The 15905-nt window shown below is 51.9% G+C and carries 16 protein-coding genes and 1 pseudogene; 9 read left to right on the plus strand and 8 right to left on the minus strand.

The window, feature by feature from the left end; genetic code table 11:
* The first annotated feature begins 143 nt into the window (after positions 1-143).
* Positions 144-1061 carry an NAD-dependent epimerase/dehydratase family protein gene (locus C5B90_RS12140; RefSeq protein ID WP_115881774.1) on the plus strand — a complete coding sequence of 306 codons (918 nt, stop codon included), beginning with the start codon at positions 144-146 and terminating at the stop codon, positions 1059-1061.
* Positions 1062-1261: 200 nt separating this feature from the next.
* Here the strand turns inward: C5B90_RS12140 and C5B90_RS20580 are convergent, their stop codons facing one another.
* The 3 genes from C5B90_RS20580 to C5B90_RS12155 form a co-directional block, all read right to left on the minus strand.
* Positions 1262-1435, minus strand: a complete 174-nt coding sequence (locus tag C5B90_RS20580) for a transcriptional regulator (RefSeq protein ID WP_158547224.1) — start codon at positions 1433-1435, stop codon at positions 1262-1264.
* Between the two features lie 193 nt (positions 1436-1628).
* The gene (locus tag C5B90_RS12150; RefSeq protein WP_233511988.1) at positions 1629-2177 is read right to left on the minus strand and encodes a hypothetical protein; all 549 of its coding nucleotides are present in this window, start codon (positions 2175-2177) and stop codon (positions 1629-1631) included.
* A 182-nt stretch (positions 2178-2359) separates the two neighbouring features.
* Entirely contained in the window at positions 2360-3001 is a 642-nt protein-coding gene (locus C5B90_RS12155) for a hypothetical protein (protein ID WP_115881776.1), read from the minus strand.
* Positions 3002-3292: 291 nt separating this feature from the next.
* On the opposite strand from C5B90_RS12155, the gene C5B90_RS21040 reads away from it, so the two are divergent.
* The 3 genes and pseudogenes from C5B90_RS21040 to C5B90_RS12175 all read left to right on the plus strand — a co-directional run.
* The gene (locus C5B90_RS21040) at positions 3293-3520 is read left to right on the plus strand and encodes a MarR family transcriptional regulator (protein ID WP_115821704.1); all 228 of its coding nucleotides are present in this window, start codon (positions 3293-3295) and stop codon (positions 3518-3520) included.
* A 211-nt stretch (positions 3521-3731) separates the two neighbouring features.
* Entirely contained in the window at positions 3732-4595 is an 864-nt protein-coding gene (locus C5B90_RS12170; RefSeq protein ID WP_115881778.1) for an alpha/beta fold hydrolase, read from the plus strand.
* A 233-nt stretch (positions 4596-4828) separates the two neighbouring features.
* Positions 4829-5026 (plus strand): annotated as a pseudogene (locus tag C5B90_RS12175) (nucleoside-diphosphate sugar epimerase); the annotation flags it as partial.
* 29 nt (positions 5027-5055) lie between these two features.
* Here C5B90_RS12175 and C5B90_RS12180 read toward each other — a convergent pair.
* From C5B90_RS12180 to C5B90_RS12190, 3 genes are all read right to left on the minus strand, one after another.
* Positions 5056-6342 (minus strand): RNA-guided endonuclease TnpB family protein, encoded by a 1287-nt coding sequence (locus C5B90_RS12180; RefSeq protein WP_115881780.1) that lies wholly within the window; start codon positions 6340-6342, stop codon positions 5056-5058.
* 216 nt (positions 6343-6558) lie between these two features.
* Entirely contained in the window at positions 6559-6714 is a 156-nt protein-coding gene (locus C5B90_RS12185; RefSeq protein WP_233511990.1) for a hypothetical protein, read from the minus strand.
* Positions 6715-6817: 103 nt separating this feature from the next.
* Positions 6818-7783, minus strand: a complete 966-nt coding sequence (locus tag C5B90_RS12190) for a helix-turn-helix domain-containing protein (RefSeq protein ID WP_115881782.1) — start codon at positions 7781-7783, stop codon at positions 6818-6820.
* A 278-nt stretch (positions 7784-8061) separates the two neighbouring features.
* Here C5B90_RS12190 and C5B90_RS12195 point away from each other — a divergent pair, with 278 nt between their 5' ends.
* Complete coding sequence (locus C5B90_RS12195) at positions 8062-8298, plus strand: hypothetical protein (protein ID WP_049905133.1); 237 nt, start codon at positions 8062-8064, stop codon at positions 8296-8298.
* Between the two features lie 22 nt (positions 8299-8320).
* On the opposite strand, the gene C5B90_RS12200 is transcribed toward C5B90_RS12195, so the two are convergent.
* On the minus strand, positions 8321-9775 hold the full coding sequence (locus C5B90_RS12200; protein WP_115882518.1) for a sulfatase: 1455 nt from the start codon (positions 9773-9775) through the stop codon (positions 8321-8323).
* A 119-nt stretch (positions 9776-9894) separates the two neighbouring features.
* On the opposite strand from C5B90_RS12200, the gene C5B90_RS12205 reads away from it, so the two are divergent.
* Positions 9895-11058, plus strand: a complete 1164-nt coding sequence (locus C5B90_RS12205; protein ID WP_115881784.1) for a glycosyltransferase family 4 protein — start codon at positions 9895-9897, stop codon at positions 11056-11058.
* Here C5B90_RS12205 and C5B90_RS12210 read toward each other — a convergent pair.
* On the minus strand, positions 11050-12195 hold the full coding sequence (locus C5B90_RS12210; protein ID WP_115881785.1) for a glycosyltransferase family 4 protein: 1146 nt from the start codon (positions 12193-12195) through the stop codon (positions 11050-11052). The two genes, C5B90_RS12205 and C5B90_RS12210, sit on opposite strands and share 9 nt — an antisense overlap.
* 109 nt (positions 12196-12304) lie before the next feature.
* Between C5B90_RS12210 and C5B90_RS12215 the strand changes: the two genes are divergently transcribed.
* The 3 genes from C5B90_RS12215 to C5B90_RS20310 all read left to right on the plus strand — a co-directional run bounded on the left by C5B90_RS12215 (position 12305) and on the right by C5B90_RS20310 (position 15905).
* A complete protein-coding gene (locus C5B90_RS12215) occupies positions 12305-13504 on the plus strand; it encodes a glycosyltransferase family 4 protein (protein ID WP_115881787.1) in 1200 nt (399 codons plus the stop codon).
* Positions 13505-13549: 45 nt separating this feature from the next.
* Positions 13550-14899: a sulfatase-like hydrolase/transferase gene (locus C5B90_RS12220; protein WP_115881789.1), complete on the plus strand. Its 1350-nt coding sequence runs from the start codon at positions 13550-13552 to the stop codon at positions 14897-14899.
* A gap of 85 nt (positions 14900-14984) precedes the next feature.
* On the plus strand, positions 14985-15905 hold the full coding sequence (locus tag C5B90_RS20310) for a hypothetical protein (protein WP_148708212.1): 921 nt from the start codon (positions 14985-14987) through the stop codon (positions 15903-15905).

Genomic DNA, 15905 nt, shown 5'->3' on the forward strand with positions numbered 1-15905 from the left:
ATCGAGTTAGTCGGCGGGACTGAAAATATGTTCTTGAAATAACTAGGTTCGGTTGGTTCCCGCAGGCGAACCGCGGTCGTCTCTCGTCTGGTGGACGAACACGCACGCGATAGGTTCTTGTCACTTGACGAAAGCAACCACGTATGGACGGCAAACGAGTCCTCGTTACTGGCGGTGCCGGATTCATCGGTTCGAATCTCGCCAACTCTCTCGCAGAAGACAACGACGTCATTGCAATCGACGACCTCTATCTCGGGACGCCCGAGAATCTGGATGATGCCGTGGAGTTCCACGACATGACGGTCCTCGACGACGACCTCCCGACCGAGGGCGTCGATGTGGTGTTCCATCTCGCGGCGCTGTCGTCGTACAAGATGCACGAAGAGAACCCGACGAAGGGTGCTCGTGTGAACATCGAAGGCTTCGTCAACACGGTCGAACAGGCCCGGAAAGACGGGTGCGACACCGTCGTGTACGCGACGACCTCTTCGATCTATGGCTCGCGGACGGAACCCTCGCCGGAAGACATGCCCGTGGAGTCGCGGACGGGCTACGAAGCGTCGAAGTTAGGCCGTGAGCGCTACGCGGAGTACTTCCACCACCACTACGACATGCAACTGGCTGGCATGCGTTTCTTCTCTGTGTACCAGGGCTTCGGTGGCGCAGAAGAACACAAAGGCGAGTTCGCGAATACGGTCGCGCAGTTCACCGACAAAATCGCCAATGGTGAGTCGCCGGAGCTGTTCGGTGATGGGTCACAGACGCGTGACTTCACCCACGTCGATGATATCGTTCGGGGGATCGAACTCGCGGCCGACGAGCGACTCCAGGGCATCTACAATCTCGGGACTGCCGAGAGCTACTCGTTCAACGAGATGGTCGACATGATCAACGAGGTGCTTGGGACGGATGTGGAGCCTGAGTATGTGGAAAACCCGTTCGAGGTGTACGTCCACGACACGAAAGCAGACTACTCGAAGATACACGAGGCGACAGGGTGGGAGCCTGAGATTTCGTTCGAGGAGGGAGTCGAGCGGGTTTGTGAGCCGTATCTCGACTGACGAAGGAGTTCGTGGTTCGGCTGGGGGGTTTTGCGTTTGATTTTCGAGGTGGTCAAAGACGGTTCATCTGGGAGTCAGTTTCCAAGAAACCGGTTCAGTTCGGTAAATTCGTCGGATGAGAGAATCACCTCAGATCATCAATCGTCAACACAGTATTCACACCTTGGTCAATCGCTACCCGATCATACGGTCCACCAGCGTCACTTATCGCAGTGTTTCTCCGCTCCCTTTCGAACCGCATCTCTGTGCTTCTGGGCAATTGGGTCGGCCTTTTCGATACGCGGCGTCGTCTCTTCTCGCTTTGAAGACGTTTCCTCAATAAGTTGCTCCATGCGGGCGAGAATTTCTTTGGGGTCGTCTTCCGAGTCAACCATGGCTATACTCCTACAAAGAGTGGGAATGAGTATATCCGATTTGGTCAGTTGACCTCGTTCATCCCTAAGCAATACGTCTACAGAAAACACGCGGGTATGCGCTCGCACTATGTATCAACGCAGAGTGCCTCGGGCCTGTCCCTGTGGTACTTCACTTGGCGTCTTGACGCGTGACTTCGGCTACGCACACGGCCTACTTTCTCACCCCGCGTCGGTCCGCAGAGTACGCATACAGGTAGGTACATACGAGAATCGCCGCGCCAAGGCCAACCATATTCTGTAGGAGATCTGTGACCGTCACGACGAACATGAGCGAAAACACGCCATAACACCCGAGGCCGGCAAAGAGACACATGGTGAACCGCTTTCGAACCCAGTACAGCTCGTGTTCGCGTCTCTGCGGGTGGCCATCGACTACCGGCCAGTACGAGCCTGCGATGAAGCCGATCGCAATTGCACACACGAACAGCAACAACAGAGCTTGCGCATTCCCACCCAGTAGCTCACTCGGTGTCCAGTGGGTGACGGCACTCACGGCGAGGATCGACGCGCTCCCGACCGTTGGAGATGCGATGGCGGCGATACCAGCGCCCTGGCAGGCGGCCATGAATCGAGTCAGCGGGTCGGGACGAGTGGGACCGTACGATTCGACCGACATCGTGAGCGAGTCCACTCGCGGCTCGTAGTTGGCTATTACGGCCGGGGGTCTCGTCAACGTGGGCTGGCCAACTTCGATGCTCATCACACCCGTTGTGATTTGTCTCGGTTGACTCGAAGCTTCGAACTCGTTGTATTCACTCACACTACCCGTGTCCACAGAGAGGCTTTTTCGAGTGCTGCTGCTAGCTTGGGGGGCTGTCCCCGCGGTGGGTGTCGACCGCGCGGCGGCGTGGAGTCGGTTATCGACTGGTGATCACACCCTCGTCAGCGCCACCTCATCACAACGTCCGTGATGCTGCTCGAGGCCGTTGGTGTCTCCGCGAGTTCCGAGACAACGTGTTCGGAAAAGATGACGCGTTTGGTCCCGCGGCGTTTCACAATCTTCACACCCGCTTTCCCGAGGTCATCGAGAAAGTCCATGACGCGACTGACGGTTTGGGTGTGGGGGGTATGGCCTTCCTTTGCGTGGAGGACGGTGCGAATGGTACTCGAGTCGAGTGCGAAGCCTGCGGGGACGTTCGTGGCGTACTCTGTGATGTCTTTGGCGATGAAGCGAGCGCGTTCTTGATTGGCGGTGAGTTTCGAGACTGCCTTCGAGGGAAGCCGGATGAGTTGTTGGAGTGGCGAGAGCTGTGTGTTGGTCTCGTCAGTTGGTGTGTCGTCGGATTCGACGGCGTAGAGGCGCTGTTGGAGATGCTTGCGGTGGTCCGTCGCGGCGTCGAGTTCGGCTTCGAGTTCTTGGGTGCGGGTTTCGTAGTCAGCGAGTTGGTCGCGTTGGGATGCGATTGTCTCCGCTTGGGCATCGACTGTGTTTTCGAGTTGTTCGGTGTCGGCCTCGAGTTCGTCGACGCGGTCTTCGAGTTCGTCGATCCGGGCGGCGAGGTCTTCGATGGAGGGCTTGGTCATTCGTGGCCCTCCGTGTGGGGTGGCTGTGCGACGAGACCTTTTTGCGTGGGTGGTGTGTTCGGAGACATGCGGTTGGGGTTAGACCGCACCGGATCCGTGCTACAACACGGGTCCTTTCTGAGAGGACCTGATGACCCGGTGAGTCGTTACGCTAGCTAATTCAGTCCACCCACTTCAAATTAGTCACTAACTGGTGACTAATAACCACAATATGGTGACTATTATCTAACATATCGATTCTGTTAACAGGATGTTCTAACTTGGGACTGTATGCGCAAACGGGGGGATTGGATGAAGCCAACTGACGACCAGATTCTAGAGATATTGGGTGATTCTGGACTCGTATTGACGCCTACTGTTGTCGCATTCAATGCTGGGTTCGACCGCTCCCACGTGAATCGACGATTATCTGAATTCGTCGAGAAAGGACTCGTGACACGTGTTGAACGAGGCAAATACGAAATCTCAGACAAAGGTCTGGGCTATCTATCCGGGGATGTCGACGCATCCGAACTGTAGTATCTGAACGCTGCTCTTAGTCTTCTCGCGGATCACTCACGAATTCGAAGAGCCGAGTTGGTTCGTGGACCAGTTTCACGTAGTCGCGAGCCTCGGAGAGACTCCTGCGTCGGTGACGAGACGTGCGTTCAAATCCGGTGCAGACGCTACCGACAGCTGGTAACTGAACGGCACCCACGATTAATCTCACAGGGAGCCGTCAAAACAGCCAATGTCGATATATCGGTCATCGAACGGGAGACGCGCAGTAGAGCAGGTCTACACCGAAGCCGTCGAGGAGCTTGCATTCGACGTGGACGAAACGTACGTCGAAACGCGGCATGGCGAAACCCACGTCCTCATCGCGGGGCCTGCGGATGGACAGCCCGTTATCGTCTTCCACGGCGGCAACGCCACGAACCCGCTGACACTCGGCTGGTACAGCGGCCTGACTGATGAGTATCGATTGATCGCGCCGGATACTATCGGGCAACCGGGCCGGAGTGCCGAAACACGAGTTGCTCCCAACGGAGACGGCTACGGTGAGTGGGTCGTCGATCTCCTCGATGCATTCGATCTCGACGCGGTACCGATGATCGGTACCTCGTACGGTGGGGGGATTGTTCTGCGAACCGCAGCATACGCACCAGCGCGAATCACACGTGCTGGGCTCGTCGTACCAGCAGGATTCGGGACTGGAGGGCTCGTGTCGATGTTGAACGTCGGCATTCCGGCGCTCCTCTATCGCTTCTTGGGACGCGACTGGCTCTTAGCACACGCACTGAACGCGATGGGGACGCAAGCCGATTCAGACCCCCTCGTCCGAGCGACTGTTGGTGCATCGCTTCGGTATGTAGACCTCGAACGCGAGTTCCCGAGTGCGACTGCCGACGAACTCGAGGAGTTTACGGCACCCGTCGCGTTGTTCGCCGCTGCGAACGACCCGTTCTTTCCCGCCCCCGCGATTGTTCCTCGCGCCCGCGCTCGTTTGTCGAACCTTTCGAAAACCGAGGTTTTGGACGATGAGAAACATCTCCTCTCGCCAGCCGGACAGGAAGCAGTTACGTCGTCGCTCTTGGCGTTTCTGTCAGAGTGAGTGGTTCCGACGCTCAGTTACTGGATTCCAGCACAGACAGGGCCGGCAATACTGAGACGGGGAGCACTCGTGAGGAGACGGTGTTCAGGGGGTACGTTTCGAGTGTATCTGCGGGTGAGTCGTCGGTTCAGGCGGTGGCTTGGGTGTTTACGCTGTCACCAGCGACCGTCGATGGCACGCTTGGTCGGTTCGGCCTGGTCGGTCAGCGGAGTCTCGTTTCGTCCAGGGACCAACAGATGATCAACGGGGGGCTTAGAACGACTGTGGAACTCAAGTACGTCGAGAATCCCTTCGAGGAGTACGTCCACGGCACGAAAGCCGACTACTCGAAGATATACGAGGCGACAGGGAGGGTGCCCGAGATCTCGTTCGAAGAGGGTGTGCAGAAGGTTTGTGAGCGTATCTTGAGGGGAGTGAATCGACGAGAGTGAGAGTACATTTCGTGTCAGTAGCCTAGAACTCACTTCATAGGCTTGTCAGTGGACTCCCCTTCTTCCTCCGAGACGGAGCTGGCGTTGAAATCACCGTTCAGGTTCAGCGTCCCTGACGCAAGCGCACACTGACTGGGTGCGCCTCCACTCGAAGTCGTTTGCCCCGAGTGGAGTTGTTTCACGAGTTTGCGAGCGATATTCTTGCTCGCGTTGTAATCCGCATTCAGTTCGTACTCACACTTCTGACACACGAACCGGTGTTTCGATTGCCGATTCGACTTGTGTGTGAATCCACACTTTGAACAGCGTTGACTCGTGTATGCTGGGTTGACCTGTCGAATTCCGACATTCAGAACCTCTGTTTTGAACGCAACATACTGGTACAGGCGACGGAACGCCCATGCATGAAACCGCTTCACGCCGCCCATTCGCGTCCGAATATCTGTTAGATTCTCAAATGCGATGTGCGTGCAGCCGTGAGTGACGGCTTCTTCGAGAATCAGATTCGAGGCGCGGTGCAGTTGGTCTTGCATCCAGCGGTGTTCGCGGTTACTTATCGACTGAATCGCCAGATGCGCCGACCGCGTTCCAGACTGCTGCATTGAGCCACGAGTCTTTTCAAACTCACGACGACGGTGGTTCATCTCATCAGCGTTCCCGATGAACGCACCTGTTGAGGTTACAGCGAGAGAACCGTCTACGTTCAAATCAACGCCAAGGACTGTTTGGTGCTTGGCATCGGTAGACTGTGGTGTGCTGGAGTCACTTTCATCAATAGCCTGCATCATTCTCGCGTGAAGGTAGAACGACTCTGTGGACTTGTCGTACTGCAACGTAGCCATGCGAAACTCGAACTCTTTGTTCAAGAGGTAGTTCCCAATCGGTGTGCTATCAGGTTCTCTCGGAATTACATAGTCACACTCAACCCGGCCGTTAACTGTGGCAAGCGAAACGCGGTCTCGGTGGAACGTCGCAGAACGCTTGTCGTAAAGAATGCTCCACGCCTTGAAGTGTGGTTGACTCGTCTTGTCGCCATTCTTGAGTCGTTCGACTCCGGCTTTGGTAGCCTCAATACCGCGTCGGATTCCTTTCTGGACGAGGTTTACGACGAGCTCTGTTTCCTCACGGAGTGGGTGATAGAGCGCATCATGTGCTTCCAGATACGAAGTCACGCAGTAGTCGTGAGGATATCTCCACGCCCAGTCAGCTGCTCTGTTAGCACAGTGAAGAAATTGGTCTTTGGTTTGATGGAGATCATCGCACCGCTCAGTAGGCACGTCGAGCTTCACTTTCACGGTGCGAATTATCCCCGTCACAGGAGGGGTTGGCCCCGTCATCGCTTTTAAACATACACATGCGAGTGGACACGTAGTGAGTAATCGCTTCTGAGCGGTGCGACTGGGAACCTCACTACGTTTTCAGAGTGTGTCTACACAGAAACCCGGCTGCTAAACCCAGAAGTCAATCTGGTTTGCTATCAATATTCGATTGGTGTTCGGATGACTATGTGTCCTCGAACGAATGTTCGACCCTCACCAGCGTCCGTCGATAGCGCGCTCGTAGGCCGCTTCGGCCTGGTCGGCGACGCTTTCCCAATCGTACTTCTCGGCGCGTTTGGTCGGTTCGGTCGGCGGCGTCTCGCCCGCGAGTGCTCGGGCTAACGAGTCTGCGACCGAATCGACAGCCAAGAACAAGGAGGGAGTGGTACCACAAATACGGTTCCTGTGCCACCTAACCAGTTCGTGCGCAAAGCAATCAGTCGCTCAGGTGGCGTGCTATGGAACTACCCAGTCATTCGTCACCCTTCACAGGAACCGGGAATTTGTAGTCGTACGCCATGAGCGTATTCGAACGCCGCAAGTCGTCGAGGAACGTCCGTGCATCGTAGTCACGAAGCCGAATGTACAAACCAGACCCGTCCTCGATGCCCTTCTGTCTGACTGCGTAGTTGTCGTACCCCAATCTATCGACCTCTGACTGCAAGTGTTCGACGCACGACTCGGGAAAGCCGTGGGTCGCAAAGGAAACGCGCGGCGCACCGCTATCTCGGATTGAGCAGTTCCCATCACCCCAGTACCAATGCAGGAGTGCAGTCTTGTCGAGATGGTAGTCCTTCGGGACGATTTTGCGGTTGTTCTTCTCGTCCCTGACTTCGTACCACTCCTCGTACATTCGCTGGAGGAGGGGCTGCGGTCGTGACGAGACTACCCAGGACGTGTAATCTTCGTCTGTGAACTGGTTCAATCGGGTGATCGAGTTCGGCTGTGACTTCGGGAAGAATCCATCGGGAAGTTTTGTTATCAGCCGACGTGCGTGTTCTTCCGTCGTCGTCGAGAGTTGGAAGAAACACGACCCATCGTATCGGGAGTGTAAGCACCCATCTCCAAGTAGTTCGCCTTGGATTACCGATACCTGAGATGGACTCAGTCCGTGGTCAGTCGTCTTCGGGAGCGAGATGGGGTCGGCACCCGCCTTTTCAAGATGGAACCGAATTGCGACCGGGGACGTGTCGTACTGGTCCGCAAGCGACTGGAGGGAACTCCGACGTTCGTACGCTTCGACCAGTTCCTCTCTTCGGTTCGCCAACTGCGTGTACGCCGGACCACCATTTCGCATTGCGACATCGTGGTCCTGTAGACGGCGGTGAATCGTCGGTGCAGAGACATCGAACACGTCCGCAATCTCACGGAGCGACTGTCCCGCTTCATAGCGCTCAATGAGTTCGTCAACTCGCTCGTCGAGCCATTCGTACCGCATCCGTCAGGCCCCCACCGAGGACGTTTGGTAGTCGTAATTCTGTTCAACAGACTCTTGTCTATCTCTATCTGAGTTGCTCATGCTTCGTCTTGGGCGAAGCACGGGGCGGTGTCTCCAGCACCGTCCTCTCCTTTGAGGCGACCCGTGCTTCTCGATAGCTGCTACGGACGGTGGCTATTTAGAATTTTTGCTTAGCAAAATGCTTGGCAAACAGTTCGATTACATGCTTGGTAAATTGCTGAGTATTATGCGTACGGAGTCAGAACTGCGCGCCATACATGGTCAACGAACGCTACGAACCAAACGAACGGGAGGAAGTGGTCCTCGAGTTATTCAAGCAGGGGCGGCGTTCCGGTTCGCCGTGGGGGCGTGTGAATCCGCTGTATCTGCGTGAGCATTCGGATCTGGAGAAAGGCCAGGTCGAGTACGCGCTTCGAAATCTGACGAATGCCGGCTGGATTACGCAGTTAAATCGAGGTGGGTTGTATGAGTTGGTGGAAGATCCGCGAGAGTAGGTTTGTCCGTCGAGATTGTTCGTTATTGTAGGTAACCTAGGTCTTCGAGTTTCTGCTTCGTGCTCTGGCTCATCTCAACTGAGTCATTCACAGATGCCTCCTCAAACGAATCTAACCACTTGTCTAGTGCTTCTTCCAGTTTCTCACTAGTTTCAATATCTGACTGAGAGATGTCCGTCTGTTCCGTGGGGGATTCTTGTAAGTCGAATAGTTGAATGTCTCCGGTTGAGTCACGAATCAGCTTGTATCGACTCGACTGTATTGACTTCAATTCTTTGTCATAACTCTCCAACTTCTTTTGATCAACACCTGTCTGTTCACTCAACCGCTCGACTGTCGGTTGCGGTGATAGATACTCTGCGTAGACATACTCTCGTTCTTCATCAGTCCGTTCTGGAGTAATTGCCTCCCCTTGGATGTGTTCCGGTGTACTCACTCCTGCAATCTCTAACATCGTCGGGAACAGATCTAATGTCTGAACCAACTGGTCCGTACTATCTGTTCCGTTGAACTCTCCTCCATGGATAATAAGGGGGACGTGAAGGAGTGTATCGTGGACAGAGTACTGATGATCCATCAGGCCGTGATCTCCTATGTTCTCACCGTGATCCCCTACGACAATGAAAACTGTATCTTCCCACTCCCCAGTTGATTTGAGTGTCTGTATCAGTTCACCGATCTGCTCATCTAAATACGCTATTTCTGCACGGTAGAGTGCTTGTAGAAGCTCAAATTCATCTTCAGAGATGTCGGTTGAGCCCGCCACGAACTCCCACGGCTCTTGTGGGACCTCCATCGCCTCCTCGTACGAAGTGTCAGGAGGCAAGAACTGCTCTGTGAACTCTTTCGGAGGTTGATAGTCCAGGTGTGGCTCTAAGTAGTTAATAAATAAGAAGAAGGGATTGTCGCTGTGCCTCCCCTCTAGGTGTTTTTGAACAAGTGCATTCGTTCGCTGTGCACCGTAGTCGTTCCGGCGATAGAAGAACTGTCCGTAGATTCCATTCGCAAGATTAGCAAGTATGTCCTTGCTGAACAGTTCCGAGAGTCCTTTCTTGATTAGCTCTGTACCATTTGAGGTGAGTTTGATTTCTCCGAAATCAGTATCTGACTGGATGTATTGCCAGACCTTGTAGAACTCATCAAAGCCGCTTGCTAATCCAAACTCGTCTGTCACCCACGCATTGTTTGTTATTCCAATGGTGTCGTATCCTGACTCAGAGAGGAGTTCTGCTACAGTTGGAAACTTCCCATCGTATCGTTTGTGACCTGCGTGAGTACCATGCTTTGAGGTATACGTCCCAGTAAACATTGAGGTATGGGACGGTAGCGTCCAAGGAGCGTTCGCGTATGCGTGTGTGAAATCTGAACCCTCGTTCGCAAGCGTTTCTAACGTTGACCCGGGTGTATTCTTTCGAACGAATCGCGTGTCGGATGCACGGGCCGTATCCATTACGACGAGAACAATATTCTCACTCATGCTGGTCACAGATATCTACTCATCCAGTTGAAGGGATAATAATGTTCTCTATCCTCAGGAATGTTCTTACTAGACCTTCCAAAAGAATATAACCAACTTGGTTAGATAGTCCTACCATCGTGACTACCGAACGAGAGACCACACACGGAGCCTCAGACTCCGGTGATCTCACAGTCTTAGCACTAAATAAGCGTAGCTGGTGCCATTCTAAGGCAGGTGGTTCTGAACTCAATCTTGAGGAGAGTCTAAAGCGCCTCGCAGAGAGAGGACATGACGTCCATCTACTAACTGGATCTGACGAGGGACGGAATCCGGTTGAAGAAGACGACTCAGTATCGATTCGTCGAGTAGGTTTTGACGATCGTCTTCCAGCCCCTTGGGACGTCGTCTTATCCTACCTTACAGTCAGTCTCTACTTCTATGTGTACTCGTTTCGTGTGTCACCAGACATCGTCTATACCGTGAATACGCCACTACCGTGGCTCATTGTAACCCGACGGCCTCGTGTTGGAATCTTCCATCATATTGCGATTGACTCCTTTTTCGAGACGCACCCCTTCCCACAGAACCTACTTGGCTACGTCTCTCAGTGGGTCGGTGTGCTTCGAGAACGAGGTAATCCAACGGTAAGCGTAAGCCCAAGTACAACCCGTGAATTAGTTTCGAGAGGACATGAGTCCCAGAACGTTCATGAGATCCGAAATGGATTAGACCTCGGGACGTACTCGCCCGGAGAGACATCACCAGTACCTCGTGTTCTGTATGTTGGTGGCCTCGAGCGCTACAAAGGAGTCGATAGAATCCCTGAGATCCACCAGTCTCTGACTGAGATTTTTGACTCGACTGTTCACATAGATGTTGCTGGACGTGATGGCCCAGTCAAAGAAGAGATTGAGACATACTGTGCTCAAGTCGAGTTCGCTCACTTCCACGGGTTTGTTTCGATGGAGAAAAAAATCGATCTCCTCCAGTCCGCATGGGTTTTCATTGCCCCAAGCAGAGTAGAGGGCTGGGGTATCGCGGTACTAGAAGCAAACGCCTGTGGGACCCCTGCCGTGGGAAGCGATGTTAACGGGCTTCGTGACTCAATTAGAGACGGTGAAACCGGGCTTCTTGCAGACGGAGCGAATTCAACTAAGTTTGCAGAATGCGTCGACGAGTTACTGTCGAACGAGCAGAAACGGGAGTCTTTCGAGGTAGAAGCCCGATCGTGGGCAGAACAGCACTCTTGGGAACAGACGGTAGACCAACTCGAAGAGTTGTTTGAGTCAGTCTCATCTTGAGCTGAGTGACCTGTAGCAATCCTCGAGACGGTCTATCCGTGAACGTAAGGAGAAATACTCTTCTGCCGTTTCTCTTGCACAGTCACCCATCGAAGCGAGACGACTTGGATTGCTCGCCATCTTCTGAATCGATTTCGTAAGCTCCTCTGGATTTCCGGGAGGTATGAATATACTATCTTTCCCATCTTGTATTCCGAGCGGGTTCTCGGACAGCTCTGAGGCAACTACTGGCGTCCCAGATGCGTATGATTCAATCATGGTTAGTGTTGGGAACGCTTCTCCGCTTTTAGAGGTGAAGAGAAATGCGTCAGCACTTGCGTAGTAGCTGGAAAGAGCATCGTCAGAAACGCGGCCGAGGACTTCCAGATTATGTACTTCACTAGCTACTGTCTCAACTTCTTCTCGTAGCGGGCCATCTCCAGCAATTGCAATGTGTGCGTCTGCGTTTTTCGAATCCAACTCTTTGACTGCTTGCAAGAGTGTGTCTACTCCCTTCTTTTGCGACATTCGAGAAAGTGTGAAGAAGACCGGAGTGTCCTCATTACAGCCAAACTGGTTCGTCTCTGCCTCTCTGGGGTGGAATCGCTCCGTATCAATTCCATTCACCATAACCTCTGTGTTGGCGCGGGGGTCGATCTGCGTGACGTATCGTTCGATATCTTGACTCACGCAAAAGACGTGGTCTGCGCGAGACAGATTCCATTTCCCCACGGTTTCGTCATTGATTTTCTCTACCCAGCGAGCAGGAATGGGGTAATCTACGAACGGCGTATGTTGATGCAGAACGACCGGAACCTCTGCTGGCGCGGCGTGGAGTACTTTTGTAGTCGTGAGGTAGTTCATTCCATGGACGTGGAGAATATCTGTGTTTGCGAGAGTACGTTGGATATCTCCAGGGAATTGGAATGGGGTTGGAATTGGATACGGAATTCCTAGGCGCTCTGCTGGATTCCAGGCATTGTACCTCTGGATGGTGTATCCATCTCTTCGCTCGGTGCTTGTTCCACCACCAATGTCTGTACTAATGACCGTCACATCGTGTCCACGCTGAGCCAAGCGTTCAGCTTGTGATTCAACGACAGATTCGATTCCGCCAATGTGTGGATAGAAGTAATGAGATGCGAGTGCTATTTTCATTGGAGTGGCCGTCTTGCGCTGTATTTAGTGATTTCACATACACCCTTTGTGAATGTTATAGATTCTCATTTCGGAATGTTTAGGCTCTGTTAGCCACACCAGAGGTGCAATGGCAGATATCTGTCTGGTGAATGGTGTATTTCCACCAGACGAGTTTGGTGGTGCAGAAAACTACGTACATCGTGTAGCTGTGGCTCTCCAAGAGAGAGGACATGATGTCTTGATTTTAACAACGACTAGTGAGCGTAGTCGTGAGTCTCTCACACCAATCAAAGACTCATACAAAGGTGTTCCAGTCTACCGATTTTATCCGCTTAATCATTCCCATCGTAGTGATAGTACTGGTGAAAATGTCCTTGCTAAAGCACTCTGGCACCAATTAGACACGGTGAACCCACATGCAAAAAGGGTAGTGTCGAAGTTTTTAGAGAAACATCAGCCGGACGTTGTCCACACGAACAACTTCATGGGGATTACTGCATCAGCTGGCAAAGCTATCTCGGAGTCTGACGCTCGATATGTTCACACACTCCATGACTACAGCCTCATCTGTCCGAAGAGCAATCTACTGAGAGATCGAACTGCCCCAGAAGGGGAATTGCGAGTTTGTGAAGATCCACCCACTCCATGTCTGCTATATGCTGGTGTAAAACGGAAGATGATTGGTGAGCCTGACATAGTCATCGGGCCAAGTCAACATGTTGTTGATGTCCATCGTGAACATGGATTCTTTACAGGAATTGAGTCCGCTTGTATCCCGCACGGTATTGAAGAAGTTGCAGATGAGCCAGGAGACGAATCATTAGGTCCATCCGTTCTCTATGCAGGGAAGCATCTCCGAGCAAAAGGACTTGAAACGTTATTCGACGCCGCTAGGAACCTACCCGAAGTTACCTTCCATCTCTGTGGAACCGGACCATTCGATGACCGGTCTGAGGAAGTAGCGTCTACCCTTTCAAACGTGGAATACCACGGCTTTGTGTCAGATGAGCGGTTGCGTGAACTACGACGTTCGGTATCGGCTGCTGTCGTCCCATCGATTTGGATGGAAAATTCCCCATTAGTAATCTATGAGAGCTTTGCAGAGGGACTTCCAGTCATTGGAGCAGATGTTGGTGGAATTCCCGAACTCGTAGATGAAACTCGTGGCCGACTGTTTTCGTCTGGGGACGCCGATGAATTGGTAAGTCAGATTAGAGAAATAACGGGAGAAGAGACAATTCTACTTCGGCAGAATACATTATCTTGGGCAGGCAAGCATTCCCTGCAAAAGCATATCAATTCAATTGAAAACCACTACGAAGTCTGACAACAGATGGAAATTATATTACCTGAGTTCATCCATTAACGACGCATGAGTATGCTGAGGGAGCGACTTGATCCACAATCATTGCTAAATATCATTCCATCACCGATTGAGAAAGCTGCGTTAAACGGGTATTATCGATATATTTCATTGAAAGCCGACCAAGAACACACATCTATTGGTGAACGATTTAGCACTCATGAAGGGGCAACAGACCACGTCCTTGTTATCGTTCTTGACGCGCTTCGTCCAGATTTCGTACCGGACCTAGATTTTGAGTTTACACGCGCGGTAGCTGCTGGGACTTGGACATTCCCATCTGTCACGAGCCTACAAACGGGTCTGTATCCTCATGAACATGAATCAGTCGCACATACACATCCAGATGATGACCAGTATGTAATGCCGGAACAAGCAATTCCAGATTATACAATCTCATCTGTCTTAGAGTCTGCAGGTTACGAAACATACGGTGGCTTTGCGTTTATGACTCCGTTCTTAGCGTCGCGTGGATGGTATCAAAAACACCGTGTATATCAGGACACACGTGCCGAGCAGGTTATTTCTGACTTTCAAGCCTGGAGAAACGGTCGTGATCAGACATTTGGGTATCTTCACTTAGGTGATCTACATGCGCCAATTGAGCCACCTGCGGAATATGTGGAACGATATAACGTTGACACATCGATAAGAGACTTAGAGCGATTAGTTCGATACACAGATGATTTTGATGGTTCAGAAGAATGTGAAAAGTTCCGTGAAGAACGACTGAAACTGTATGCCGCTGCACTTGCGTACGTTGAGGACGTGCTTGAGCCGTTTTTAGAAGAAGTGTCTCAAGATACGACGATTGTGATAACTGGAGACCACGGTGAAGCCCACTGGGAACACTTCGAGGTCGACCAGCAATTTACTGATTCTCGGCCGAACTATGGCGTTGGGCATGGTGGAACGCCATTTGATATGACTGCAAGAGTTCCACTTTCCTTCTTCAAGCCAACTGGCTCGCTAACCCCAGAAGGTGGACATCCAAGTTTATGTGACGTACCAGCGGCGATTTGCAAGCACGTGCTGAATGAGAGTCCTTTCGGAAAAGAAGACTGGAGCGTTCCAATCCCAGACTCTCGAACGGTATTCTGTGAAGCCACTCGGTATGGTGCCGAGCGGAAAGCAGCGTACAGAGGTACTGACAAGGTAATCCATGGTGAGACAGATGAGGTCACATTGGCGGCCACCGTCAAATCGGAGGGTGGTGAGATCTTTAATCAAATCTCTGTTTCTAGTCAACACACTTCCGAACTAGTTCAGTCACTCCCCGACTACTGGGAAGATGGGAATATTTCGCATGATACGGACAGAATGGTTGAAGATCAACTCTCTGCGTTGGGATACAAGTAGGACCTTAATTCGAATTTTCGATTAAGTTTTGACGGAATAGTATATCACCGGAAATATCAAGAGAATACAATCGTATCATCTGTCTATGGATATCGGACCCTGGATTGATGAATCAATTGAGCAAATTCGTACTGACGGTTACGAAGGTTTTAAACAGTCATGCCGTCCAGTCAGGAATAAGTTACTCTCTGGGGGAAATTTGTTCCGATCTTCTGGTCGGTCAATCTATGAGGATGACTGGGATTTACTTGTTGTGTTGGATGCCTGCCGTTACGATTTATTGACTGAAGTTGAGGCCGAATTTGAGTGGCTTAACTCGATCCAGAATGTATGGTCGGTTAATAGTACTACTGCATTTTGGATGCGTCAGACATTTACTGAAAATAGATCCACGGAGATCAAAAATACTGCGTATGTCTGCGGAAATCCATTTAGTGAGAGCGAACTTAACCCGAGTGACTTCGCAGAACTAATTGAATTGTGGCGTACGGCATGGACTAATCCAGGTACTGTTCCACCAGAAGCGGTGACCGATGAAACGATTAGACTTATGCGAAATGAAGAACACGACCGGGTCATCGCACACTATATGCAACCACATTGTCCATTTATCCCTTCTCCGGAATTGAGTAAAGGGAAGGATGTTACCAAATTCGGGAATCAAGATTGGCGTGATGTCTGGGAAATGCTACGTGATGGTGATGTTGAGTTAGAGGATGTTTGGAGAGGATATCGCGACAATTTACGATTAGGGTTGAATGAAGTGACCGATCTACTACAAAATGTTGATGCGGAGAAAGTCATCGTAACTTCTGATCATGGTAATTCAACTGGAGAATGGGGTGTCTACGGCCATCCCCCCAACCTCCCGCTTACAAACTTACGTAAGGTACCATGGATTGAAACCACTGCCCGTGACCTCGGTGAAAGGTCTCCAGGGAACTGGTTGAAAGCAGATTCTGATCTTGACCGTGATGAACAACTTGCTGCACTTGGATACAAATAA

The organism is Haloferax sp. Atlit-12N, from assembly GCF_003383095.1.
Classification (GTDB): Archaea; Halobacteriota; Halobacteria; order Halobacteriales; family Haloferacaceae; genus Haloferax.